Here is a 17,364-nt window from a genome sequence, read left to right as displayed (position 1 = left end):
CCAGAGCCTACCAAAGCCGAGTCTGAACGGCCGTCAGCGCCAGTCAGCGTGCGAATGAGAGAGTCACTGTGGTTCCTTTACCCGCAACGGACTCGACAGTCACGGCGCCACCATTTGCGTCCATCACGCGTTGAGCAAATACAAGCCCCATGCCGCCACCCTGTCCATTTTTCCAGCTGCTGGGAACCGCCCCCTTCGTTAGTTTCGACAGAACCTCAAGGGGTACGCCACAGCCGTTGTCCGTTACGCGAATCATGCCGCCGCGCGCGCCAGTCGAGTGACCAACAATCTCAATTTGCAGTCGCGGAGAAGGATTGCCGCGCAACGCCATAAGGCTGTTATGGGTCAATGTGGACAAAACTAGATACAGCAGCTCGCGCGAGCCTGGCAAAATGAAGTCGACTTCTCTTTGCACATCGACGATGTCTGGCCCCATGTCGTCGGGAAACGGATAGTTCTCCAGCAACGACTGGACGAGGCTACTCGCAGTGAGCGCCTGCGGCCCGCCGTCATAGCGAACATGGTATGCAGAGCGCATCAAGCGTTTGACAAGTTCCTGCGAATAGTGAGCACGTTTTTCTACTCGCTCAAGCATCAATTGCGCATCATTTGCCTGCGAAGCATCGAGGGAACCTTGGGAACACATCTCTCTCATGCTTCCGGCCAACAGTCGTACCTCAGCAAGCGGTGTGTTCAATTCGTGTGCTAGGAATCCGATCGTCTCCTGCAGCGCAGCCACACGGCCTTCGCGTTGTTCACGCTCCAATTTTGTGATCCGCTCGCCGGTTGTCTCTATAAGCGCCGCTTTGATCAAACTCGCAGCTACTCCGGCCACGAAAACCAATGGACCGCGCTCAACAAAGTCTTTGGGCCACACAGGAATTGGCTCGACCGCCAGGTAGGCCAGGATTCCTAGTGAGAGGCCAATCAAGATGACGCAAATAGTGTTGCGCCAATCCGTCAGCAAAATCACAAGAAATAGTCCTGTCATTGCGTTCGCCACGGCTGCACTGCCGCCTTGGTTCTTCAACGCAACGAACATCAAACTGAAGGGAAGCATGAAGATTAGCGCGCCATACGCGAAAGGCATGTAGTAGCGCTTGAGCCTCTCCGGCCAGCCGATTTGCAACAATAAAAAGCCAAGAAGAAAGCTGATGGCTCGCAACCACCAATCGTCGTAGGATGGTCCTGCTCGTATGTACCGGACGAAGTACAAACTGGGGTAGGCGACCAGACTCAACACGCCCATGTACCAGAACATTCTGGTCCCGTTTTGGTGATGCGTGACGAAACCGTCGAAGCGGCGACGTGCGAAACCGGAGGCGAAGCTCGCAACTTTGGCCAGGCTGTTCAATCGAGAACCCCCACCTTCTGAGCGCGAACGTAGGCTTGCTGCCAGGTGGGCTCGTTACCAATCTTCCGGCGAATCTTGTCGCGATGGAATTTGACGGTTGCAACGCTCAGGCCTAGGATTTCGGCCGTCTCTATGACGCCGAGTGAGCCGATACGAAGTACATCCAGTTCACGGGCAGAGAGTTTGAGTTTCTCGGCTGCGGCGCGCCTCAAGGGAACGATCAGATTCAAAGCGGTGGCCGCCGCCATGCAGGCTTGCGGCGCGTCGCCAAGCGATCGCATGCCAAGCATGACGATCTCGTAGTAGTGACCATCAGCCAGTGGTATTCGAACGGAAACCCATGCTTCGTATCCGAGTCCGTGCAACGTCGACGAGCCTACATACTGCGCGTCTTCGAGTCGTCCCCATTCCGAGGCTGGATGGAGCCGGCGACGATCACAGGCGAAAAGCTGAGGATTCAGTTGCCACAAGTCCGTTGGCGCAGCGAACGTCAGTTCCCGTCGTTCGGGATCAACATCAGTCACGTCAGGACCCGTGACCACGATACCTATTGCGCCAAACTCGCCGAGCAAGCTGACGAGGCGACTCACCGTCGCGTTGATATCACTGCTCTGGAGTCCCAACGGATCGTGAAGAGCGCGCGCATCTGGCTCGCCGATGCTACGAATACGCAGCGGTGATGACGGACTCAAACTCCAAATCGGAGAGACGCGACCACTCCACGTGTAGGAGCGTCCTGTGCGACGGAACAGGCCTGTCGCAATTGTGATTTCCTCAGCCAGTTCGGAAAATGCATCACGCGAGATCGCGAATTCGTTTCTCTGATCCGGCCCGTCAGGCACCGTGGCTTGACCATCGGCGAGCGTTGTCCAATACGAACTGTCAGGGACGCCGCGTTCGACCCAGACTCGTATAGACATCGCAGTGCGTTCGGCGCAAACGACGTAAGTTTCACCGCGGTAAAGGATCTGCTGCCGGTGCTGTCGGTTTTCCATCAATTCGAGCCAGGCCAAAAGACAGGGGACAGTTCGGTCGGTAGCCCATCCAGCAAACTGACTCCGACGGCAAGGTAGGGACTGTCAGAGAGGACACGCAGCGGCACCTCTGAGGCGGCAAGATTCAATTGACTCATCAAGGCGGAATTCAACGTCGTCGCGCCGCTACTGACGCGCTCAATGACCTCGGCAGACCAGCCACTGCCCTCAAGTTGCTCAAGTTGCGAGACTCTGCTCTCAGCTGTTTCGATTTGAATCCAATATGTCCTTTTGTCGCGGCTGAGTCCAAAGATTCCCTGCGGGAGACCGATGGTCATGTATTCGCGAATTTGAAGCTCGTCCATGACTTTTACAACCTCCGCGGCAACTGCAGGAGACTGAAGAATTTCTAGCGTCGCCCGACTCAAAACAGGCAAGAGGGGCTCGCCTCGTCGCTCTGCAGATAGCTCTTGGTGTCGGTCCAACTCCCGGCGCAGTATTGCCAGCATTGGCACGAGAGTGGATTTTCCATTCGCGTCGAGCGTCTTTTCTTCGACGTTCTTGCCTAGAAAATGATCAATGCGCCTCCTATTGAACGCGTTGATCGCTTGACCCTCGTCGGCTTTGCCTGTCAAGAGCACTCTCTGGAGGCCAATAGTGGTGTGACGATCACAGAAGATGTCGCCAGCCTCAACCGGCATGTCATAGTCTGCGACAAGGACGCCAATAATTTCCAAGCGCCACGGGCTTGCAAAGTATTTGAGGGCGAGCGCTGCGGCACTTCCATCCTGCTCCGGATCTTGGGCTACCGCGATCGCGTGGAGCGTAGTGCGCTCGTGTTCCAACAGTTGAGCGTTTTTTTCGAGAATTGCATCCAGTGGCGCCGGGTGATCGAAGAAGACAATCGAAGGCGAGTATTTTGCGAGGACGAGCCTCAGGGTCTCCAGATAGTGGGCGTCGTCATCAATGAATGCAAGACCGCTGTTCACTCGAAGAGGCTTGACGGAAGAGGATTTCATGGGCGGTACTATTCTTGGCTGCGGCAACAAAAGGCGGATCATCTCTGTAAAGCAGCATTGACTATGCCCTGATATCGGCGCACCTAGCCAAGTGGCTAGGTGTCGAAACTGTACTCACGGCAGATAGTGGGGTCGCCTAGGCAGTTTGAACTGATGGATGCCTGAACACGCTGGATCATGCGATCGCGTGATCCAGCAATTCGGTGTCGCTCGGATTGTCCCAGCCCTCACCAAAAAGCGCATCGGCGATATATCGAGCAAAGACGGCGCGGGTCATGGGCGCATCCAGGCCGCGTTTCTCGTATGTCCTCGCCACCGATGGTGTCGAGCGCAACGACTCTGCGAATCGACCCAACATTCGTTCCTGTTCGTTCGCAGGCATCTCGCCGAACAGACTCTCCGCTTCCGCGCGGCGGCGCGCGCGATAAGTCTCCAGCAATGCGATACGCGAGGCCCGATTTTTCTTGGCTGTGTCTTCGATGGGCACGATCACTGTTTCCACCGGGTTCACAATCAGCGCAGCGAGGAATTTCTCCGGGCTGCGTACCGGCTCCATTCCCGTGCGCCGCATCCTAATCGCCAGTTGCTCGAGTCCACGAGACATAGCTTCGGCACCGTGTTTCTCGAAAAGCTTTTCCGCCCTGGCCTGATTGACGCCGAGATTTATTGCGCGCCCGATCAGCTGCAGGTCGATCGGCGACGGCAGCGCTGCAAGCGGTAGCTTCTGCTGCGTTTTTCGACGCACCGTGAATTGCAAGTCTCCCATCGCCCTGCCCTGTTTGTGCTCCACGGCCTCAACTTCGATGTCGGTGATGAGATTGACCTCTGCGACGGCCTTTGCAATGCAGTCGCGCTTGAAGTACTTCCATTCCTTGTACGTTTCGGCTTGGGAGTCAGGTGCTCCTGTTAGCACCGGTCGCCACCAAGTCCAGTGATTGCGTGCTGTTAGCCCGGCCGGGTTGTCGATATACCGACTGCAGATTTCGAACAAAGCCAGTGCCGCATGTGTGCGCAATTGAGCAACCACTGAAAGCGAAATGCGCGCATAGCGCTGGGGGTCCAGGATCGCTTGCTGCAATTTTGGCGAGTAGCTCCACTCGAGCATGACCTCCCCCGCCCTACCTGTTATCAGCTCAGCGTGCGCGATCATTCCTGACACGCCCCACGTAGCGCCTTCACCTTCCGATCGTGTCGGAGATTGCCACTCGACTTTGGTGCTCACCATCGACCGGAAATATTCTTTGAGCAACTCGGTGTTGTGCGAGTTGAAGTCGACTAGGTAGATCACGTCCTTCAACCGCGCACGATAGATCGTCTGCCCGCCTCCCTGGGCTTGGGCGTGATGCATCATGACGTTGTAGATCTTGCGAGTAAGCAGCGAGATCTTGTCGCGCGTCGGAACTATGGCCAGGGTATCGACGGCTTTGCGAACCACGGCACCCTGATGCGGCGTGGGGAGTACATGAACTGGCTTTTCTTCGCGCTGCTGGACAATCTCCATGGTCAGCAATTCTAAGGTGAGGTCGTCGTGACAGTCAAACTCACCTTACTTGTTCGCTGGTCGTCTCCCAATTTTCCTCACCATTAGGCGCTACGGAGCTCGGTAACGGCACGCGGTGGTTTGACTCCGGCCGCTCAAATCTGGCAGCGAATGAGTCTAAGGTTACCGTCTGAGGTGATGACCTATATCCACTCACCCTGATTCCCATAGCTCCTCACTTTGACTCCTATCGCGCCTCACCTGTGCTCCCTAATCCTCTCACCTTCTGTCCCAAATCCACTCACCCAACGTGGGCTAAGTCCTTGTCAGGAAAGAGTATTTTGCGATCTAAAGGTATTGAAGGTGGTTTTAGGGATTCAAGGTACTTGTATCGACGATCTGCGAAGGAATACCCAGAAAACCAAACAGCTTTCACTGACTGAGGCTAGAATCACTTCACGTTTCCAGTGGAGACTGTTTGATTTCCGTGAAATTCGGAAATTTCAATGAATCTCCCAAATCGCGAGGACTAGATGGCCGTCAGAAAATCACCTGTCGCCCGACAGAAGATCACAATTGCCGATGTTGCGCAGCAGGCTGAACGTGCTGCGCAGATCGTCGGGGAACTCCGAACTCGAATGCTGGCGCCTGAGCAACAGAAGCGCCCCCCCGCATTTTCCCTTTCGCAGCTTGCGAACCTGTGTGGTGTTGACAAGGGCCAAATCTCCTACCGTCTCAGCAAGGCTGATCTACCCGGTGGAACCTTGAACGCTACAGGTTCGCGGAGAGAGTTCTCTCTGGCGGAGTCCAGGCAGTGGATTCGGGCTTTCCGTGCAGAGGAGTTGCGTCCGGCGAAGTCACGGGCCGTCACGATCGCGGTCGGCAATTTCAAGGGCGGCGTCAGCAAGACCACCACAACGATGGCGCTTGCGCAGGGCTTGAGCTTGAAGGGGCACAAGGTTCTGGCAATCGACACCGATCCTCAGGGTTCGCTCACCACTCTCTTTGGGGTCCTTCCAGACACGATGGTCGATGAGAGTCAGACGATCGCACCGCTCGTCCATGGCGAGGAGAGCAGCATTCGTCCTTCCATTCAGACGACGTACTGGGATGGGGTGGACCTTGTCGCTGCGGCACCGTCGCTCTTTTCTGCGGAGTTCGTCTTGCCGTCGCGGCAGATGCGGGATCCCGGCTTTCAGTTCTGGGACGTGCTGAACCTCGGCCTCGAGGACGTTCGGGACGACTATGACGTCATCGTCATTGACACTCCCCCTGCCCTTTCCTACGTAACCATCAATGCGTTCATGGCCGCCGACGGGCTGATCGTGCCCCTTCCGCCTAGTGCCCTTGACTTCGCGAGCTCTGCACAATTCTGGGGTCTGTTCAGTGACCTGGCATCGGGCCTCGTTGAATCCGCGAGGCTGGTCAAGACCTTCGATTTCATCAATATCCTGCTCGCACGTGTTGACACGTCAGATTCAGCGTCCGGCCTTGTCCGCGAATGGATTCAGGCGACCTATGCGGAGAAAGTGCTGCCGGTCGAGATTCCAAAGACTGCGGTGACATCGGTTTCTTCGGCCGAATTCGGGACGATCTATGACATTTCGAAATACGACGGCAGCATGCGCACCTACAAGCGGGCGCGCGATGCGTACGACCGGCTCACCGATCTTATAGAGCAGGCTGTGCAAGCAAGTTGGGCGACCCACTAAGCGGGGGTGCTGCACGGTGCAGCACCCTGAGAAAAGGAGACCGAAAATGTCGATGAAGGACAAGCTGGCTGCGCGTACGAAGGGCTTAGGCGCCTTTCCCACGACTCCGGTGGTGAAGGCCGCCGACGCGGGCGGCAGCGCCGCACAGCGTCCGCGGACCGGGCCGGGTCAGATGCTTGCGGTGCGCCACCTGATGGGTGAGAGCGCTGCGGAAACTGCGACGCTCAGGGCGCAGCTTGAAGCCTATGCGGACAGCGTTCCATCCAAGATGGTCGATTCCGCGACCGTGGGGGTTTCCGCGTACGCCAACAGGCACGAGGATGAATTTTCGACGCCCGAATTTGCTTCGCTGCGTGATCAGATTCAAAACGCTGGCCGCAACGTCCAGCCAATCATGGTGCGCGGTGTCAAGGGGAGGGGGAGCGTTCAGTTTGAAGTCATGTTCGGACATCGACGGCTCCGCGCGTGCCAAGACTTGGGAATTCCGGTTTGGGTGGTCGTGGTCGAGGCCTCGGACCAGGAGCTGTTTCTCGCCATGGACATGGAGAATAGGGAGCGCAAGAACCCGTCGCCCTTTGAACTAGGAGAGAGTTACCGGCGCGCCCTGCACAACGAGCTGTTTCCGTCGCTCCGAGCTTTGGCTAGTCGCTTGCACCTGGACTCAGGGTATGTGACCCGAGCGTATGCCATCGCGACTCTACCGCCCGAGGTCCTCGATGCATTTTCGAGCCGTACCGAAATTCAATTCCGTTGGGGCAAGGAGCTTTCCGACAAGCTACAGCAGGACCCGGAAGGCGTAATCAAAAGGGCGCTGGAGATCAAAGCGGCTGGACAAAAATATGGCCCGAGTGATGTGCTCGCTCGGTTGTTGGGGCATAGCGAATCGACCCCAGCGACTGAGCTGGACATCCGTCCTCAGGGCGCGAAGAAGGCGATTGCCAAGATCAAGCAGGACAAGTCGGGTGCTGTGACGGTCAAAGTTGTGCCGGGGGTCATAGCGACCGATAAGCTGGACGAGCTTCACCGAATCCTGGCGAAGTTCCTAAAGGCATAGGGTGCTGCACGGTGCAGCACCTCCAGACGGTGACCACCCCCGCCACCCCAAGGCGTAGGTGAGAAGTTTTGGGAGTGATTGTGCTCAGGCCTTTTCCGCCAAGGGTGCTGTGCCGTGCGGCACTCAAAGGTGAGAAGCTTTGGGAGTCGTGTCCTCATCCGACTTGGTCCAACGACCTTCCGAACGCGAGTTCCATGGCGTCCTGCCTTCTGACGATCTGCGCCCGGTAGTACCTGGCAGTTGTCCGTGGATCGCTTTGCCCGAGGTTTTCCTGAAGCACGTCGAGCGGAACCTCCCGCTCCGCCGCCCGCGTGGCGTGCGTGTGGCGCAGCCAGTGAGTCGAAGCCCGCTCAGCGCTGCGCCGCTCGTCCAAGGGGAGGGTCGGTATAACGCGCTTGACCAGCCGTGAAAAGGTCTCCGCGAGCGCTCGATAGGTGATCGCCTTGGTCGGGTCTGTGAGCGAGGCCAAAAGCGGCGCCTCATTATCCGCGCTGTCGAAATCCATCCCCCGGGCTTCGAAGTAGTACCGCGTGGCCGCCAGGGCGGAGGAGGGCACAGGAACCGTCCGGTTTTTGCGGCCCTTGCCGTGGACGCGCAGCAGCCACCCCGTGCCACTTGGTTTCAGGTCACCGCGTCTGGCGCGCAGCAGCTCCGCGGCGCGCAGGCCCGTGGCTTCCACAAACACGCACAGCCAGGCCAGGCGCTGCGCTGACGCCGTGTTCGGATGCTGCGCCAGGTGCACCTTGATCGCGGCCCAAACGGCGGGCGTGAACGCGCGCGAGCCGGCCGGATCGTCACCCGCCGAGCGGGGGTCGTCGCCGAGCTTGCGGTTCACCAGCGCCCAGGGGTTGCCCACGAGATACCGCGCCTGCACCAGCCACGCGAACAGCGAGTGCACTGCCGCGATCGCCACGGCCTGGCTCGCGAGCGTGAGCGGTCCCCTGAACGGTGCCCAGCCCGGCGCGAGGCGCGCCACCTTGCGCCGGCTGATCCAGGAGGAGGGCACGTTGGCGATGAAGTCCATGTAGGCTCGGCAGTCCTCGGCCGTGGCGTCCGACAGCGCCTTGCGCCGCTCGATCACGCACCACAGCAAGAAGCGTTCGGCCTCGCGCTCGTACTGCGCGGCCGTGTGCGGCGAGCCCGCACGAGCGGCGATCCAGGCGCGCACGGCTTCGCGATCGTCGCGCGCTTCGGTGGCGCAGGCGCCTGCATCGGCCCGGTTGACCCCCTCGCGTCCGGACAGGACCGTCAGGCGCTGTTGTGCGGTGGCCAGCGGCCAGGCACCTGACCGGCTGTCCATGGGCTCGCCCAGCAGCAACTCGACATACCGAGCCAGGCGTGCGGCTTTGGTTGGCCCGTAGGCTGCAAGGCCGCGCCACCACTGGCCGCCGCGGGCGATGCGAGCGCGCAGGTTGGCCAGTGTCAGGTCGCCGAGCTTGAGCAGCTCGTCCGCGAGCTCGGGATTGAGCCAGCCGTCCAGCGGATCGAGCGGGGAGGGCCGCTCGGCTGCCGTCACTTCTAGGTCCTTGAGCAGCTGCAGGCGTTGCGCGCGCATGCGCTCATTGCGCGCCGCGCGCCGGCGGGCGCTGGCGTCCAGAGCGCCGAAACGCTGCTGGTACATCTCCAGCAGCTCGGCCTCGGACCAGCCGTCCAGGCCTTCACTTTCGGCCCAGTCGGCCATCGAAGGAACAGAGGAGGGCGGTGTGGCGCGGATCTCGATGCCGACCAGGCGCCAGTGCTTCTCGCGTCGGCGGCGGGCCAGGGCCTGTACCTGGTCGACCACGGCACGGTGCGCGGCGTGCGCTTCGGCCACGCCTTCGACGCCCAGGTAGCGTCGCGCGGCATCGAGCGCGGGCAGGCCTTCGGCGAGCGCCCGCAGGAACGAGAAGTGATGGGTGGCTAGGCGTCCGTTGCCCAGGTCGGTTTTCAGAGGAGAGAGTGGGCGAGGCGAGGGCATACAGTGCTGCTCCAGGCTGTGCAGACGAAAAAGTTCATCAATAAAGTGCCTACAGATTATGACGATTATCTGTAGGGTATTTCTGGTTTTTGATCTGCCTCGCGAAATGTGATAACGTTACTACATCAATAGGAGGCCGCTGTCATGGCTGCTCAACACCACTCTCACCCCCAGCCCGTTGCCACGTTCAGCTCGCGCGAGTTCGCGCACGACCTGGCGGGCGTCAAACGCGCTGCGCAGGAGGGTCCCGTGTTCATCACCGACCGCGGCACGCCAACCTACGCGCTCATGAAAATCGAGGACTTCCGGCGCCTTGCAAACTCGGGCGCGCCGGCGCGATCGTTCCTGGAGGTGATGGACGCGCTGCCTGGCACCGCCGGCATTGAGTTCGAGCCGCCGCGCCTAGAAGGCCTCGTGAAGCCTGCGGACCTGGACGATTGACGCGAAGAAGGCAAGCCGATGCATTTGCTGGACACCAACGTGATCTCCGAGCTGCGGCCGGGCAAGCGCGAGCAGTCGCTTGAAGTGCGCGCCTGGGCGGGCGAGCAGGCGTTCGACACGCTGTACCTGTCCAGCGTCACCGTGCTCGAGCTGCGCATTGGCGTGGAGCGCAAGGCGCGCGTGGACGCGCCGCAGGGCAGGGTGCTCAAGGCTTGGCTCGACGCACTCGAAGAGCAGTTCGACGGACGCATCCTGCCCTTCACGCTGCGCGGCGCGCGCGTGTGTGCGCCCTGGCACGTGCCCGATCCACGCTCGTGGCGCGACTCGCTGATCGCGGCCACCGCGAAGGAGCACGGGTTCAGTCTCGTCACGCGCAATGTGGGGGATTTTGCGGGGATCGACGTGCAGGTGATCAACCCGTGGGTGCCCGGAACAGAATAGAGGTGCGACCGCTCTGCGTCGCGAGGCCGCTCGACGACGAGAACTGTTGCACCGCGGACGCCAAGTGACGAGGAGACGGGATGTCGAAGGATATTGCGCGCAGCCCACAGTCGTACGAAAACGAGGCACTGGTGGTCGCCCTTATGCCGCCCTTGCTCGAACAGCACGGCTTCGCCGCAGTCGCGAGCAAGCGCGAGCATGGAATGAAATTCGTCGACGCGAAGGCGGCGGATGGTTCCGACGTCCGGTTCTGGCTCAAGCAAGGTTGGACGGGCTCGCGCAAGTATTCGGCCATTCAGTTCGGATTGTTCGACGAACCTGGCGCTGCGGCGTTTCCGAACTCGCACTTCATCGAGCATGTGGAGGCTCGTGTCGCAAGCGCCAAAGCCAAGGGAGCGACCCACGCGCTCCTCGTCCACATGCTTGAGGGCGAGGTCGCCAACTATGTGGCGCTGGAAGTTGACGACGTTGCCGAGGCGTATCGACGGCAGATAGGCCACTGGCCGAAGCGGGCGCGGAACACAAAGACGCCCACGCTGTGGTTCGAGGACTCACGCAGCGTTCCAGACACCGACGCGGTCATGGCCGTCACTGAACTGGAACTGCCGCTGTCAACCATCTGTGGCGTCACCGCGAGTCCGAAGGGCACGATCGACGTCAAGAAGGTGACGGCTGAACTGGAGCTACGCATGCGACAACAGGCGTTTCGATTGCGCGTTGGAAAGCGCTGCGGCTGGTGCTGTGTTGTTTCGGGCACTTCAGTGAGGGAGGTACTCGATGCAGCGCACTTACCGGGCAAGGACTGGCGAACCGACAACCAAGCGGAGGATGGCATCCTCATTCGCACTGACCTGCATCGACTGCTCGATCGACGTCTGGCGGAATTACGCGACGGAAAATTCTGGTTGAGCGAGAGCCTGCGCCGCGGTGACTACGGGACATTCCACAACCGTTCGCTCACTCCGTGAGTCGCCCGAAGCTGCGTATCGGAGCCGAGCGCACTGACAATTCGCTGGAGCGACGCCGCTCAGGGGAAACCCTGGCCTAATTTGAGCCAACAATAGTCACTGTTGTTTTTGACAGTACCACCCCCATGGAATAGGGGCGACTGGTGGCTTCGTCCAGTCGGCGGCGGTTAAGATCACAAGATGCTGCAAATGCCCTCCGGCGTCAGGCCTCAGTTCTCCGGCCACGAAACTTTCCCCTTGCGCCAACTCTGGCTGCGCAAAGCTTTTGACGCCGTCACCGAGTACGAAGGCGCTGCACCTCGTGCGACCTTTGGTGACGATGAGGCAATCGTCCGCTTCGGCGTCGGTAAGAACATGGTCAGCTCGATCCGATTTTGGGCGACGGCGTGCAGGATGCTTGATGAAGTCGAAGGCGGGTACGCGGCGACCGACCTTGCCCATTTGCTCTTCGACCCAGAAAAGGGCCTCGACCCCTATTGCGAGAAATCGGCGACGACATGGCTGATGCATTGGTTCCTTGCGAGCAAGCCGCATAAAACGCACAAGACGACGACGTGGTACTTCCTCTTCAACTACGTCGTGCAGCAAGTGTTCGATCGCGAGGCAATCGTGAATGCCCTCGCGGGGATGATCGATGAGCACGGGCTGCGCATCTCACTTTCGACCTTGAAGCGCGACGTCGAGTGCTGCATACGCAGCTACGTGCCGCGTTTGGGGGGTGACAGTCCCGAGGAGATGAGCGAGCCACTGCTTGGAGAACTTGGACTCATTCAGCAGAACGCAAAGGGCAGCTTCGAATTCAGGCGCGGCGCAAAGCGCTCGCTTCCAAACGGCATCTTCGCGTTTGCGCTGCTCGACTACTGGCAACGGCTTGAGCATGCAGGTTCAGTGATGGCTTTCGATCGGGTCGCGCATGACTACGGTTCGCCGGGGCGCGTCTTCAAGCTCGATGAGACCGCCGTTGCCGACAGGCTAATCGCGCTCGAAGATCTCACGCACGGTCAAATCCAGTGGACTGAACAGGCGGGGATTCGACAGGTGACGCGCAAGGGAGCTGCCCTTGAAGACATCAAACAGACCATGGGACGAGTTTTGAAGGCGGCCTATGCGAAGCACTAAGCGTCAACCTATCCGTGAGGGCCACAAGTTGGCGAGTGCGGTTGAAATCTCGCGACAGTTCCTCCGCTCTGTTCGCATTGACGCCGATTTCGGGCGCGAGGATGCGCTGTCGGGCTATGTGTGCCAAGGCACTGCGCGCGGGTTGCTAGAAAGCATGGCGCGTCAGCTCACAGACACCAAGCAGCGCGCGTTTACCTGGACGGGCCCATACGGCGGCGGCAAATCCTCGCTGGCACTCATGCTGTGCTCTCTCGTGGGTCCAAGCGCCAAGCTGAGGGCCAAAGCAAACGAGATTCTCGATCTCCCAAGCGATAGCCGTGTGCAGAAAGCATTTGAGGCGCGCGGGAACGGGTGGCTAGTCTTGCCCGTCGTGGGCAAGCGAGCGAGCGCAGCGGCAGAGATAGCCGCTGCTTTGGCCATGGCAAAGGGTGAGCCATATGCCGGTGGCAAGCGCAAGCACTTAGACGTGGTCTCGGACCTTGTTGCTGAAGCAAATCAGCATCGACAGGGCGTCATTTTGGTGATCGACGAGCTCGGAAAGTTTCTGGAGGCGTCTGCGCAGGAAGGCGGCGACGACATCTATTTCTTCCAGCAGCTCGCCGAGGCCGCGAGCCGCGCATCCGGAAAGCTGGTAGTCGTTGGCATCTTGCATCAAGCCTTCGAGGCTTACGCCTCGCGTCTCGGTCGTGAAGCGCGCGACGATTGGGCGAAGGTGCAAGGCCGATTCGTCGACATTCCGCTGGTGTCCGCGACCGACGAAGTGATTGAGTTGATCGGCCGAGCGATAAAGGCATCGCCTTCATTGGATCGCAAACCCCCGCCAGGTGCTGTCGATGTCGTGAGCGTTGTCGCTCAGGCGGTTCGGGCCCGGCGGCCTGGTACGCCAGCGGGAATTGGATCTGGGTTGGCTCGCTGCTGGCCGCTTCACCCCGTCACCGCGGCACTGCTAGGGCCTATATCGAAACGCCGCTTCGGACAGAACGAGCGCAGCACATTCGGTTTCCTCGCGTCGCGCGAGCCGCTGGGTTTCGCGGAGTTCCTGGAGGCCGAACCCGCTGACTGGCGGTCCATGTATGGACCGGCGCGATTCTGGGACTATCTGCGGGCGAATCTTGAGCCGGCGATCCTCGCGTCACCTGACGCTCATCGCTGGGCGGTCGCACTCGAAGCCGTAGAGCGGTCGGAAGCAAAGGGTGAGACGCAGCACGTCGAAGTGACAAAGACGGTTGCCCTGATCGAGATGTTCCGCAACGGCTCGGGATTGGCTCCCGAAGAGGCCATATTGGCCGTGTCCGTTCAAGGCTTCGAACCGGCGCAGATTAAGGCGGCTCTTCGGCAGCTCGTCGAGTGGAAGATCCTCATTGAGCGCAAGCACCTTGGGGCCTACGGCGTATATGCGGGTAGCGACTTCGACATCGAGGGCGCGATCAACCAGGCACGCGGTGAGCTGGGTGAGCCCTCGCTCGATCGGGTCTCGGCGCTCACTGACCTGCAGCCGATTTTGGCCAAGCGCCTGTACCAGCAGACGGGCACGATGCGGTGGATGACACGGCGGATCGTTCGAATGAACGACATCGAGGCTGTCCTGCAGCGCTTCAAGCCTGATCGCGGCAGCCTCGGTTCTTTCATCTTGTGCTTGCACGATGCCGAACATTCGGACAAGAGCGCCGATGCGCGCATGCACAAGTTGAGCGAGCAGTTCGCTGACGTTCCGGCCCTGCTTGGCGTGCCGGCAAACGCCAAGCAGATTGCGGAACTGAGTCTTGAACTTGCTGCGGCGGAGCGCGTGTTCAAGAGCCGCCCCGAGCTGGAGGGCGACTCGGTGGCCCGACGTGAATTGCTCGGGCGAATTGCCGCGGTGCGAGGCAATCTTGAAGAGGAACTCACCGACGCCTTCAGTCTGTGCAAGTGGTACTTCAAAGGCGAAGTTCAGAGCAAGGAGCGGCCCGCTTCGCTTTCAGCGATCGCCTCCTCTATTGGTGCGAGCCTGTACGACAAGGCGCCTTGGCTCTTTAGCGAGCTGGTCAATCGCGAGGAGCCGTCGAGCAACTCGAATAAGGCGCGCAAGGACCTGATGTACCGAATGGTGAGTCATTCGGACAGCGCCAAGCTTGGCTACGAGGGGATGCCGGCGGACGCGGGCTTGTATTTCAACCTGCTGCACGCGCCTGGGCTTCACGCGGAACGCAAAGAACAGGGGTGGTCCTTTGGTCCGCCCAACTCGAGCGAACGCGGCCGCTCGATGAGTCCCTTTTGGAGCTGGACGCACAAGCATGTTAGCCAACCGCGCAAGGAGATCACGCTCTCCGAGCTTTATGCGCTTTGGGCCGCGCCGCCATTCGGCGTGCGCGCCGGCGTGATGCCAGTCTTGGCCCTCGCTTTCTACATGGCGCATCGGTCAACATTGGCGATGTATATCGGCGGCGTGTTCACACCCGAAATGTCCGAGTCCGGGGTTGATGAGTGGCTGCTCGATCCCAAGCAAGTGAAGTTCCAATTCGTCGCGGCAAACGAGGACCAAAAGCGGTTGGTCAGTGCAATTGCTCAGACCGTGTCCGAGCAGACGCAGACGGTCGTGGCCGCTGTGCCACTCGATGCGGCGCGCGCTCTCGTGGGAATGGTCCTGAATCTTCCGGGCTGGACCAAGCGCACAGCCCTCGTGGGCCAGCTGGCGCAAGATGTACGCGGGATGCTACTGAAAGCCAACGATCCGCATCGAGTGCTGTTCACGGCCCTACCAGCCCTGTTGCAGACTTCGGACCCAACCAGGTTGGTAGATACGCTTCGCGAGATCACCACAGAGCTTGCTACCGCGTACGAAACGATGCTGCGGCGAGTCGAGCGGGCTGTCCTGTCGGCACTCGACCACACGGGCCGGACGCATGAGGAACTTCATGCGCGCGCCGTTAACGTCAAGGGAATAACCGGCGACTTCCGACTGGATGCGTTTGCTGCGCGCTTGGAGGTTTACGACGGATCAAGCGATGCCATCGAGGGGTTAATCAGCCTCGCCGTGAGCAAGCCAAATGCGAATTGGGTCGATCGGGACATCGACGCGGCGTTATTGCAGTTGGGCGAGTGGGCGTTGGAGTTTCGTCGCGCTGAGACAATGGCACCACTCCGCGGGCGCCCGGCTACACGCCGCGTAATCGGCGTCGTCTTCGGCGCAAAACATGGCCAAGATGCTTGCGGCTCGGTAGATGTGGCCGAAGCCGATGCGGCAGAGGTGGACACGCTTGTTAAGCGCCTCCTGGCCACAGTGCACACAGAGCGTCCGGACATCGTCCTCGCAGCTCTTGCCGAAACGGGCGCACTCTTGATGACCCAACAAACGCGAAAGGAGGTGGCGTGATGGCTGAACACCACGTTCTGGGACTTTCTGGGGGCAAAGACAGCGCCGCCCTGGCCGTCTTCATGCGCCAGCACTACCCGGATCTCAACATCCGATATTTCTTCACCGACACGGGCAAAGAGTTGCCCGAGGTATACGACTTCCTTGGGCGGCTCGAAGGTTTTCTCGGACGACCTATCGAATATCTCAACCCGCACCGCGACTTCGATTTCTGGCTGCGCCAATACGGCCACTTCTTGCCGTCGGCGCAGACGCGCTGGTGCACCCGTCAGCTCAAGCTGCTGCCGTTCAAGCATTGGATTCGTCCTCTGCTGCAGGCTGGTGACATCGTGAACAGCTACGTCGCGATCCGCGCCGATGAAGATCACCGCGACGGCATGGTGGCCCAACATGACAACCTGGTGGTGAAGTTTCCGTTTCGGGATCATGGCGTCGACAGGTTAGGTGTGCTGGAAATCCTCGAGGCATCGGGTCTCGGCCTGCCGAAGTATTACGACTGGCGTTCGCGCAGTGGATGCACTTTCTGCTTCTTCCAGCAGAAGGTCGAGTGGGTCAAGCTCAAGAGGATCCACCCAGAGGCGTTCGAGGAGGCGAAGGCCTACGAAAAGTCGGCGATCGAACACGGGTCGCCTTTTACCTGGTCGCACAGAGAGTCATTGACGGAGCTTGAGAAGCCAGAGCGGATGGCGGAGATTGAGGCTGACTTTGAGATCCGGAAGCAGCGCGAATTGGCTAGGCGCAAGCCCAACCCTTTGCGTCCTGTGAGCTGCGACCCGGTCGAGATTGATGACCTGTATTACGAGGAAGAAGGCGGCGGCGCTTGCCTTGTGTGCCACAAATGAAGGTCGATTTAGGAAGCGCGTACTCGTGGCTGGAAATCGACCAGGCGCCAGAGACATCTGGGGTCTACGCTTGGTACTCGAGGCTGCAGATCAGTCGCGCCGACGTGGAGGCAGTGGTAGCGGATATTCAAAGCCACAAGACGAGTGGCGACGAACAGCGAGCCAAGATGGCGGTTGAGCGGGCACTTGATCGCTTCGTTTTCAATCCCTACCGCGAGACGCCATATCGGGTCGAGCTCCGCGGTGCGTTGAAGCCGCGCTATGGTGGAGAAGTCAACCACGAACCGAGCCGTTCGAGCTCGCTCGTGGATCGTGTTGTGGAGCAACCGGACCGCTTCAAAAGCATCGCGGAAATTCTTGCTGGCGTTGCCCCGGGTTTCACGGCGCCGCTTTACATAGGCATGGCCGCCAACCTTCGGGTGCGTCTTAGGAAGCACAAGCGCCGCATTATCGAACTGCGAGACACGGGTGGAAGTCCATCCACAGACGACATCGTGGACGCTGGCTTCGCCAACCAAATCGCGGCACGAGGTTTCGAACCAACGAACTTATTTGTCATGATTGTCGAAGTGCCGGTCGACACGTCAGAGCACAACGATATCGAGAACATCCTAAATCGAATCAACTTTCCTATCTTTGGACGGAACTAAT

The 17,364-nt window shown here is 59.8% G+C and carries 14 protein-coding genes; 9 read left to right on the top strand and 5 right to left on the bottom strand.

Features of this window, described 5'->3' with window-relative positions; genetic code table 11:
- Positions 1 to 43 precede the first annotated feature (43 nt).
- From GHT07_RS19040 to GHT07_RS19025, 4 genes are all read right to left on the bottom strand, one after another.
- On the bottom strand, positions 44 to 1,354 hold the full coding sequence (locus GHT07_RS19040; protein WP_153586687.1) for an ATP-binding protein: 1,311 nt from the start codon (positions 1,352 to 1,354) through the stop codon (positions 44 to 46).
- Positions 1,351 to 2,367: a helix-turn-helix transcriptional regulator gene (locus tag GHT07_RS19035; protein WP_153586686.1), complete on the bottom strand. Its 1,017-nt coding sequence runs from the start codon at positions 2,365 to 2,367 to the stop codon at positions 1,351 to 1,353. Before GHT07_RS19035 ends, GHT07_RS19040 begins: the two co-directional genes overlap by 4 nt.
- Positions 2,349 to 3,347 carry a response regulator gene (locus GHT07_RS19030; RefSeq protein ID WP_153586685.1) on the bottom strand — a complete coding sequence of 333 codons (999 nt, stop codon included), beginning with the start codon at positions 3,345 to 3,347 and terminating at the stop codon, positions 2,349 to 2,351. Before GHT07_RS19030 ends, GHT07_RS19035 begins: the two co-directional genes overlap by 19 nt.
- Positions 3,348 to 3,522: 175 nt before the next feature.
- Positions 3,523 to 4,848 carry a replication initiation protein gene (locus GHT07_RS19025; protein WP_153586684.1) on the bottom strand — a complete coding sequence of 442 codons (1,326 nt, stop codon included), beginning with the start codon at positions 4,846 to 4,848 and terminating at the stop codon, positions 3,523 to 3,525.
- 512 nt (positions 4,849 to 5,360) lie between these two features.
- On the opposite strand from GHT07_RS19025, the gene GHT07_RS19020 reads away from it, so the two are divergent.
- Positions 5,361 to 6,539 carry a ParA family protein gene (locus tag GHT07_RS19020; RefSeq protein WP_153586683.1) on the top strand — a complete coding sequence of 393 codons (1,179 nt, stop codon included), beginning with the start codon at positions 5,361 to 5,363 and terminating at the stop codon, positions 6,537 to 6,539.
- A 46-nt stretch (positions 6,540 to 6,585) separates the two neighbouring features.
- On the top strand, positions 6,586 to 7,593 hold the full coding sequence (locus tag GHT07_RS19015; RefSeq protein WP_153586682.1) for a ParB/RepB/Spo0J family partition protein: 1,008 nt from the start codon (positions 6,586 to 6,588) through the stop codon (positions 7,591 to 7,593).
- Between the two features lie 154 nt (positions 7,594 to 7,747).
- Here the strand turns inward: GHT07_RS19015 and GHT07_RS19010 are convergent, their stop codons facing one another.
- Complete coding sequence (locus tag GHT07_RS19010) at positions 7,748 to 9,550, bottom strand: tyrosine-type recombinase/integrase (RefSeq protein WP_153586681.1); 1,803 nt, start codon at positions 9,548 to 9,550, stop codon at positions 7,748 to 7,750.
- Positions 9,551 to 9,694: 144 nt separating this feature from the next.
- On the opposite strand from GHT07_RS19010, the gene GHT07_RS19005 reads away from it, so the two are divergent.
- The 7 genes from GHT07_RS19005 to GHT07_RS18975 all read left to right on the top strand — a co-directional run bounded on the left by GHT07_RS19005 (position 9,695) and on the right by GHT07_RS18975 (position 17,363).
- Complete coding sequence (locus GHT07_RS19005; RefSeq protein WP_153586680.1) at positions 9,695 to 9,991, top strand: type II toxin-antitoxin system prevent-host-death family antitoxin; 297 nt, start codon at positions 9,695 to 9,697, stop codon at positions 9,989 to 9,991.
- 18 nt (positions 9,992 to 10,009) lie between these two features.
- Positions 10,010 to 10,432, top strand: coding sequence for a type II toxin-antitoxin system VapC family toxin (locus GHT07_RS19000; RefSeq protein WP_153586679.1), 423 nt, complete (start codon positions 10,010 to 10,012; stop codon positions 10,430 to 10,432).
- A gap of 80 nt (positions 10,433 to 10,512) precedes the next feature.
- On the top strand, positions 10,513 to 11,400 hold the full coding sequence (locus GHT07_RS18995) for an HNH endonuclease signature motif containing protein (protein ID WP_153586678.1): 888 nt from the start codon (positions 10,513 to 10,515) through the stop codon (positions 11,398 to 11,400).
- Between the two features lie 180 nt (positions 11,401 to 11,580).
- Positions 11,581 to 12,519 (top strand): DUF4007 family protein, encoded by a 939-nt coding sequence (locus GHT07_RS18990; protein WP_153586677.1) that lies wholly within the window; start codon positions 11,581 to 11,583, stop codon positions 12,517 to 12,519.
- Entirely contained in the window at positions 12,506 to 15,871 is a 3,366-nt protein-coding gene (locus GHT07_RS18985; RefSeq protein ID WP_153586676.1) for an ATP-binding protein, read from the top strand. Before GHT07_RS18990 ends, GHT07_RS18985 begins: the two co-directional genes overlap by 14 nt.
- Positions 15,871 to 16,713: a phosphoadenosine phosphosulfate reductase domain-containing protein gene (locus GHT07_RS18980; RefSeq protein ID WP_153586675.1), complete on the top strand. Its 843-nt coding sequence runs from the start codon at positions 15,871 to 15,873 to the stop codon at positions 16,711 to 16,713. The genes GHT07_RS18985 and GHT07_RS18980 overlap by 1 nt, the downstream gene beginning before the upstream one ends.
- Positions 16,710 to 17,363 carry a hypothetical protein gene (locus GHT07_RS18975; protein WP_153586674.1) on the top strand — a complete coding sequence of 218 codons (654 nt, stop codon included), beginning with the start codon at positions 16,710 to 16,712 and terminating at the stop codon, positions 17,361 to 17,363. The genes GHT07_RS18980 and GHT07_RS18975 overlap by 4 nt, the downstream gene beginning before the upstream one ends.
- The last annotated feature ends 1 nt before the right edge of the window (position 17,364 follow it).

The organism is Caenimonas koreensis DSM 17982, assembly GCF_009646335.1.
GTDB classification, from domain to species: domain Bacteria; phylum Pseudomonadota; class Gammaproteobacteria; order Burkholderiales; family Burkholderiaceae_C; genus Ramlibacter; species Ramlibacter koreensis.
Note: the sequence above shows the minus strand (reverse complement) of the source record. Positions and strands in the feature narration are given on the sequence as shown.